Origin of the sequence: Segatella copri (assembly GCF_024330485.1) — a bacterium.
Lineage (GTDB): Bacteria > Bacteroidota > Bacteroidia > Bacteroidales > Bacteroidaceae > Prevotella > Prevotella copri_L.
Map to the genome: position 1 here is coordinate 1 of NZ_JANDWX010000097.1, position 881 is coordinate 881.

2 protein-coding genes are annotated in these 881 nt (G+C 47.9%); both read left to right on the forward strand.

Features of this window, described 5'->3' with window-relative positions:
- The coding region (locus NNC77_RS16490) for a tyrosine-type recombinase/integrase (RefSeq protein WP_254971927.1) at positions 1-311 on the forward strand (311 nt) is incomplete at its 5' end.
- 64 nt (positions 312-375) lie between these two features.
- The coding region (locus tag NNC77_RS16495; protein WP_254971954.1) for a phage integrase SAM-like domain-containing protein at positions 376-881 on the forward strand (506 nt) is incomplete at its 3' end.

Here is an 881-nt window from a genome sequence, read left to right on the forward strand (position 1 = left end):
CGAAATACGAGGACGGGGCAAGAGATACCCTTTTCCCATTGCTGAGCACGAATCGTGTTCGTATCGATCTCATCACCATCTGCAAGTTGGCGGAAACGAGCAAGACCTATTCCTACCATTCGGGACGACACTCGTTCGCCAGCCTCATTACGCTGGAGGCTGGTGTGCCGATGGAGACCATCTGCAAGATGCTCGGTCACAAGGATGTGAAGATGACGCAGCGGTATGCGAGAGTAACCCAAAAGAAGCTGTTTGAGGACATGGACAAGTTCATCGCTGCAACCGAGAAGGACTTTATTCTCGCATTATGAACAAGGCTTTCAACTTTTCTTTTTACAGTTTCAACTACATTATTATATTATAAGGACAACAACTATGAGCAGAAGTACATTTTCAATTTTGCCTTACATCAACAGACAGAAGGTGAAGGCAGACGGAACAGCCAACATACTTTGCCGCATCACCGTTGACGGCAAAAGTGCAGCCATTTCCACAGGCATATCCTGTACCCCACAGGAGTGGAACGCCAAGAAGGGAGAGGTACGGAACGCAAGGGACAACGGACGATTGGCAAGTTTCCTTGCTGAGGTCAAGGATAAATACAACTCACTTCTTACCACCAACGGCATCATCACCGTGGAAATGCTGAAGGCTGTGTTGAAGGACAAGGACACGACAGGAAGGTTCTTGCTGAACTTTGGTGATACCATCGTGGAATGGTATCGAACCTCAAAAGCCAGACAAACCTTTCTGCACAAGCGAACATGGCAGAAGAACCTGAGAGCCTTTGTCCATTCGTTGGATAAGGACGACATCGCCTTTGAGGACATAGACGAGAATTTCGGGGAGGAATACAAGCTATTCCTGAAACGAGACCAGGG